Raw genomic sequence first — 6,652 nt, forward strand, 5'->3', positions numbered from 1 at the left:
CAGGAAATCCTCGTCCTTGATCTTCGGCACGCCGCTCATTGCGTTTTATTCCGTTCATGGATCAGCAACAGACCGCGCAGCGTGATCGCCTCGTCCACATGTTCGATAACCGGCGTACAGTCGGCGAAAATAGCCGCCAGCCCGCCCGTTCCAATAACCGTCATATCCGTTCCGTACTCTGCCTTGATGCGGGAAACCAGACCTTCGATCAGGCCGATATATCCCCAAAAGATTCCCGAGTGCATGGCACTCACTGTAGACTTTCCGATAACGCGCACGGGACTGTTGGTCCCCACATCCGGCATTTCTGGCGGACGGATTGCAATGCGCGGCAGCTGTGCCGCGGCATTGTAAAGCGCATCAAGGGAAAGGTTGATGCCCGGCGCAATGATCCCTCCGGCATAACCGCCATCAGGCTCCACGACATCAAAGGTCGTCGCTGTGCCGAAATCGATGACGATCAACGCGCCCTCATAGGCCGCATGCGCGGCAATAGCATTCACCAGCCGGTCCGCACCGACTTCGGTCGGCCGCTCGATCCGGATATCAATCCCCAGATCAACGCCCTTCCGGCCCACTATCATCGGCTCCGTGTTGAAATATTTCCGGCACAGGGTTTCCAGATTGAAAACCACCTCCGGCACAACAGTCGCCATGATCACGTCGCCGATATCGCTCCGGTCGATCCCCTCGAGCGCCATCAGCTGCGTCAGCCAGACGGCATATTCATCCGCCGTGCGCGCCACATTGGTCGAGGCTCTCCAGGAGCCCCGTTTCTCTCCAGCGGAGAACACCGCGAATACCGTGTTCGTATTGCCGCAATCAATCGTCAACAGCATCAATTGTCCTCCGCAAGCCGAACATCACCGGCAGAAATTCTGTGCTTCTCGCCGCCCTCACCCGAAACAATCATCGAACCGTCAGCCTCTATCCCGTCGTACCGGCCAATGATCTTCAGCTCACCATTTTCGACGGAAACCTTCCGACCAATCCAGCGCGAGCGCAGGGCCCATGCCTCCCTGATCTGTGCAAACCCGTCAGATCGCCAGAGCCCGTAGCGCACCGACAATGCCTTCAGATAGCAATCGAGCAGTTCCTCAACGGTGAGTGGCGCGGACAGGTGATCCGCAAGAGCCGTTGTCGGATACCGGGCGGCATCCGGAGCATGGGCGAGATTGATCCCCACCCCGAGCAGGGCAACAACATGATCTCCGCGAACACGGGTCTCCGTCAGGATACCCGAGATCTTGGCGCCCCCCAGCAGCACATCATTCGGCCATTTCAGAACCAGGTCCGTATCGGGGTCCGGTAACAGTCCGGAGACGGTATCATGAACCGCAAGCGAGGCGACAAATGAGAGCTCCTGCAAGCGGCCGAGCGGCACTCCCGGGTCCAAGAGTGCCGTCGTATAGAGATTGCCTTCCGGGGATACCCAGCTCCGGCCAAGCCGTCCCCGGCCCGAGTTCTGGCTTCGCGCCCAGACCAGTGTCCGGTCCGGAGCACCGTCTTGCGCCAGACGATCAGCTTCGTCATTCGTACTGGATACGGAATCGTAACCGAGAATCCTGAAGCCGTGGCTCTGGCGCTCGTGGTTCAAATATTCAGGTCCTTCAGGGCCCGGCCCGACAGTCCGTCAAGCACGAGCCACTTGCCTCTTATCCCGCGAACAGGGCCGATGCCGCTGCCTTGGCGCTGCTGACGAGCGGTGCGGGAACGATGAAGAACAGCAGAGTCACAGCAGCCATCACCGTCATGATGATTTTCAGGTCACCCGGAATGGCGCTGTCCAGCGGCTCTTCTGCTTCATCGAAATACATGATCTTGACGATACGCAGATAGTAGAAGGCGCCAATCACGCTGGCGATAACACCAAGAATCGCCAGAGCGAAAAGACCCGCATTGACCGCCGCCATGAAGACGAACCACTTGCCGAAGAAACCGGCGAGCGGCGGAATACCGGCCATCGAGAACATGAAAATCATGATCATCGCCGCCATCCCCGGATGGGTTTTGGAAAGCCCTGCCAGATCGTGAATGCTCTCGACCAGACGGCCCTGCCGGCGCATCGAGAGGATGCAGGCGAAGGTGCCGACATTCATGAAGAGATAGAGGGCGAGATAAACCAGAATGCCGCTGACACCCGCTTCGTTCGCAGCAGCAAGACCGACCAGCGCATAGCCCATATGACCGATGGAGCTGTAGGCCATCAGGCGCTTGATATTGGTCTGGACGATTGCCGCGATGGACCCGAGCGCCATGGAAAGCACCGCAATCAGGGCAATGATCTGCTGCCATTCGCCAACCAGCGCTCCGAACGGCTCCAGCAGAACCCGCAGGAACAGCGCCAGTGCGGCGACTTTGGGCGCAACCGCGAACAGTGCGGTGACCGGTGTCGGCGCGCCTTCATAGACGTCCGGCGTCCACATATGGAACGGCACGGCGGAGACCTTGAAGGCAAGGCCGCAGATCACGAAGACCAGCCCGATGATCAGACCGACGGACGGCTGCTCGCCTTGCAGACCGGCGAATACGCTCGCCAGAGTGTCGAACTCGGTCGTCCCGGCGAAGCCATAAACCATGGAGGAGCCATAAAGCAGCATCCCCGAGGACAGCGCGCCCAGAACGAAATATTTGAGGCCGGCTTCGGTCGAGCGCAGCGTGTCACGCCGGATCGAGGCGATGACATAGAGCGCCAGGCTCTGCACCTCAAGCCCGATATACAGCGCGATCATGTCGTTTGCCGACACCATCATCAGCATGCCGAGCGTCGACAGCACGATCAGCACCGGATACTCGAACCGCTCGAAACTGTCCTGCCGGAACGTGCTCCGGGACATGATGATCGACAGGATAGAGCCTGCCAGGATCAGGATCTTGGCGAATTGCGCGAACGGTCCTGCCTCGAACATGCCGAAAAAGGCCGGTGTCGTATTGCCACCATGGCTCAGCACCAGACCGCCGGCTATCAGAAGCACCGCAACGGCGAGCCAGGAGGTCGCCTCCTGTGCCTTGCCGCCTTTGAACACACCGAACATGAGCAGTGCCATGGCGGCAGCTGCCAGGAAAATTTCCCCGGCCGCCGGGCTCATCACGGGAAGCGTTGTGATCGCGTCCATGGGTCTCACTCCTGCCCTAGTGGGCGGCCACGGCCACGCCGGCATCGCCGAGCGCAACCTTGTAGTTGGTGATCAGATGATCGACGGACACCGACATGATGTCGAGGAAGGTCGAGGGATAGATGCCCATCCAGAAGACGAGGATGATAAGCGGCACGAAAATCGCTATCTCGCGGGGGGACAGGTCAAGGATCTGTTTCAGAGCCTCCTTGTCCAGCACCCCGAAGATAATCCGGCGATAGAGATAAAGCATGTAGGCCGCGCCGAGGATCAGGCCTGTTGCCGCAAAGGCCGCAAGCCATGTGCTGGCCTTGAACGCGCCCATCAGGACCAGGAACTCGCCAACGAACCCGCCGGTGGCCGGAAGCCCGACCGATGCCATCGTGAAGATCATGAAGACCAGCGCATAACGCGGCATCCGCTCGACCAGACCGCCATAGGCAGCAATCTCACGGGTGTGCATCCGGTCATAGACAACACCGACGCAGAGGAAAAGCGCGCCCGAGACCACACCGTGGCTCAGCATCTGGAAGATCGAGCCTTCAACGCCCTGGGTATTCAGCGTGAACATACCGATGGTGACGAAGCCCATATGCGCGACCGACGAATAGGCGATCAGCTTCTTCATATCTTCCTGCACCAGCGCGACCAGCGAAGTGTAGATCACCGCCACGATGCTGAGCGTGAAAACCAGCGGCGCGAAATACTCGGTCGCTTCCGGGAACATCGGAATGGAGAAACGCAGGAAACCGTAACCGCCCATCTTCAGCAGCACACCAGCCAGGATCACGGACCCGGCAGTCGGCGCCTCAACGTGCGCGTCCGGCAACCAGGTATGAACCGGCCACATCGGCACCTTGACCGCGAAGGATGCAAAGAACGCGAGCCAGAGCCAGGTCTGCAATTCCGAGGGGAAGCCCGCAGCCATCAGGGCCGGAATGTCCGTTGTGCCGGTCTGCAGATACATGGTCAGGATGGCGATTAGCATCAGCACGGAGCCGAGCAGCGTATAAAGGAAGAACTTGAACGCCGCATAGACCCGGCGGGCACCGCCCCAGATCCCGATAATCAGGAACATCGGGATCAGCACGCCTTCGAAGAAGATATAGAAGACGAGGATATCGAGAGCACAGAACATGCCGACCATCAGGGTCTCGAGGACCAGGAAGGCGATCATGTATTCCTTCACCCGCTTCTGCACCGCTTCCCAGCTTGAAAGGATGCAGATCGGCGTCAGCAGCGTGGACAGCAGCACGAACCACATGGAGATGCCGTCGACACCCATGTGATAGCCGATGCCCCAGTCCGGCAGCCAGTCGCGTTTCTCCACGAACTGGAAATCAGCCGTGCTCGGGTCGAACCCGGCCCAGATCAGCAGCGAGACAACGAAGGTGATCAACGAGGTCCAGAGCGCCACGTAGCGGGCATTCTTGGCAACCTGTTGCTCCTCGCCGCGGGTCAGCGCGATGAAGAGAGCGCCCGCAAGCGGCAGGAAGGTTACCAGAGAGAGGAGAGGCCAATCGCTCATGGTCTTACTTCCCGCTCATCAGCATGTACCAGGAGATGATCGCGACCACGCCGATCATCATCGCAAAGGCATAATGGTAGACATATCCGGACTGCATCTTGCCGGTTCGGATCGCCGCAAGTCTGGTGACCAGACTGACGCCATCCGGCCCGAAGCCGTCGATGATCGCGCCGTCCCCGCTCTTCCAGAAGATGCGGCCAATTTTCATGGCCGGGCGTACGAAGATGTAGTCGTACAGCTCGTCGAAATACCATTTGTTCAACAGGAACAGGTAGATCGGCCGGAAGGTTGAGGCCACCTTCGCCGGCAAGCCGGGGGCGAACATGTACATGATATAGGCAAGCGCGATACCGGCGACCGTCACAACAATCGGCAGCAGCTTCACCCATGTCGGCAAGTGGTGATGGGCCATCTCGATCGTATCGTTACCCTCGGCAACGAAGATCGCGGCACCCCAGAATTCCTCACGCAGCTCGCCGCCGAAATATTGGTATCCGAGCCAGCCGGCAAACACCGCACCGATCGCAAGAACGATCAGCGGCACCGTCATGACCGGCGGGGATTCATGGATATGACTCATGACTTCCTTGCTCGCGCGCGGCGTGCCGTGGAAGGTCATGATCAGCAGACGCCAGCTGTAGAAGGCAGTCATGAAGGCCGCGCCGACACCGAGCCAGAAGGCATAATCGCCAACACCGGTATGCCGGGCATAGGCCACTTCGATGATCAGATCCTTGGAGAAGAAGCCGGAGAATGGCGGCAGACCGACCAGGGCCCAGCTGCCGACCCACATCATGATGTAGGTGAGTTTGATGTGCTTCCAGATGCCACCCATGTTGCGCATGTCCTGCTCGTCCGACATGGCGTGGATCACCGAACCCGCGCCAAGGAACAGCAGCGCCTTGAAGAAAGCGTGCGTCATCAGGTGGAAGATGGCGGCCGAATAGGCCGAGACACCGCAGGCAAAGAACATGTAGCCGAGCTGGCTACAGGTCGAATAGGCGATCACCCGCTTGATATCGTTCTGGCAGAGGCCGACCGTCGCCGCGAAGAAGGCCGTGGTCGCCCCGACGATTGTGATCACCATCAGCGTGTCGGGCGAGAATTCCATCATCGGTGACAGACGCGCCACCATGAAGACACCGGCCGTGACCATGGTTGCCGCGTGAATTAGCGCGGAGACCGGGGTCGGGCCTTCCATGGCGTCCGGCAGCCAGGTGTGCAGACCAAGCTGGGCCGACTTGCCCATGGCGCCGATGAACAGCAGCATGCAGAGCACGGTCAACGCGTGCCATTCCATACCGAGGAACTCGAGCGTCATGCCCGCCTTGTCCGGTGCGGCGGCGAAAATGTCGTCCAGCACGACGGTATCGAACAGCAGGTAGGTGCCGAAAATGCCAAGGGCGAAACCGAAGTCACCGACACGGTTGACGACGAAGGCCTTCATCGCCGCGGCATTGGCGGACGGCTTGTGGAACCAGAAGCCGATCAGCAGATAGGAGGCCAGACCGACGCCTTCCCAGCCGAAGAACATCTGCACTAGATTGTCCGCCGTCACCAGCATCAGCATGGCGAAGGTGAAGAGGCTGAGATAGGCCATGAAGCGCGGCTTGGAGGGATCGTGGCTCATGTAGCCGATGGAATAGACATGAACCATGGTCGACACGCCGGTGACCACGATCAGCATGACCGCCGTCAGGGTGTCGAACTTGAGCGCCCAGGAGGCTTCCATCGATCCCGAAGAGATCCAGGTAAACAGCTCGACCGTGACCGGGTTACCGCCGAGCGCGACATCGAAGAACGCGATGATCGAGAGCCCCAGCGCACCGAACATGCCGGCACAGGTGACAAGCTGCGCCGGGCGGTCTCCGATGGCGCGGTTTCCGAAGCCCGCGATGAGACTGCCGAGCAGCGGCAGGAAGACGATTGCGGCGTACATCCGGCCTTACCCTTTCATCAGGTTGATATCTTCGACCGCGATGCTTCCGCGATTGCGGAAATACACCAC

At 59.7% G+C, this 6,652-nt stretch carries 5 protein-coding genes; all 5 read right to left on the minus strand.

Annotated features, from left to right (window positions below):
• Nucleotides 1-35 precede the first annotated feature (35 nt).
• From AAC126_RS21225 to nuoL, 5 genes are read right to left on the minus strand one after another with little or no spacing between them, the layout of a single operon-like run.
• Nucleotides 36-839, minus strand: coding sequence for a type III pantothenate kinase (locus AAC126_RS21225; RefSeq protein WP_339857293.1), 804 nt, complete (start codon nt 837-839; stop codon nt 36-38).
• The gene (locus tag AAC126_RS21230; protein WP_339857294.1) at nt 839-1,597 is read right to left on the minus strand and encodes a biotin--[acetyl-CoA-carboxylase] ligase; all 759 of its coding nucleotides are present in this window, start codon (nt 1,595-1,597) and stop codon (nt 839-841) included. The genes AAC126_RS21225 and AAC126_RS21230 overlap by 1 nt, the downstream gene beginning before the upstream one ends.
• A gap of 58 nt (nt 1,598-1,655) precedes the next feature.
• Nucleotides 1,656-3,116, minus strand: coding sequence for an NADH-quinone oxidoreductase subunit NuoN (nuoN, locus tag AAC126_RS21235; RefSeq protein WP_339857295.1), 1,461 nt, complete (start codon nt 3,114-3,116; stop codon nt 1,656-1,658).
• 16 nt (nt 3,117-3,132) lie between these two features.
• The gene (locus AAC126_RS21240; protein WP_339857296.1) at nt 3,133-4,644 is read right to left on the minus strand and encodes an NADH-quinone oxidoreductase subunit M; all 1,512 of its coding nucleotides are present in this window, start codon (nt 4,642-4,644) and stop codon (nt 3,133-3,135) included.
• Nucleotides 4,645-4,648: 4 nt separating this feature from the next.
• Nucleotides 4,649-6,583, minus strand: a complete 1,935-nt coding sequence (gene nuoL, locus AAC126_RS21245) for an NADH-quinone oxidoreductase subunit L (RefSeq protein WP_339857298.1) — start codon at nt 6,581-6,583, stop codon at nt 4,649-4,651.
• Nucleotides 6,584-6,652: the final 69 nt, after the last annotated feature.

The sequence above is a fragment of the uncultured Nisaea sp. genome, assembly GCF_963974195.1.
In the GTDB taxonomy this organism is placed as follows: Bacteria; Pseudomonadota; Alphaproteobacteria; order Thalassobaculales; family Thalassobaculaceae; genus Nisaea.

What these genes read in the sequence shown, in the direction of transcription:
- AAC126_RS21225 (WP_339857293.1), bottom strand. Translation starts at nt 839, where the DNA reads ATGCTGTTGACGATTGATTGCGGCAATACGAACACGGTATTCGCGGTG.
- nuoN (WP_339857295.1), bottom strand. Translation starts at nt 3,116, where the DNA reads ATGGACGCGATCACAACGCTTCCCGTGATGAGCCCGGCGGCCGGGGAA.
- AAC126_RS21240 (WP_339857296.1), bottom strand. Translation starts at nt 4,644, where the DNA reads ATGAGCGATTGGCCTCTCCTCTCTCTGGTAACCTTCCTGCCGCTTGCG.
- nuoL (WP_339857298.1), bottom strand. Translation starts at nt 6,583, where the DNA reads ATGTACGCCGCAATCGTCTTCCTGCCGCTGCTCGGCAGTCTCATCGCG.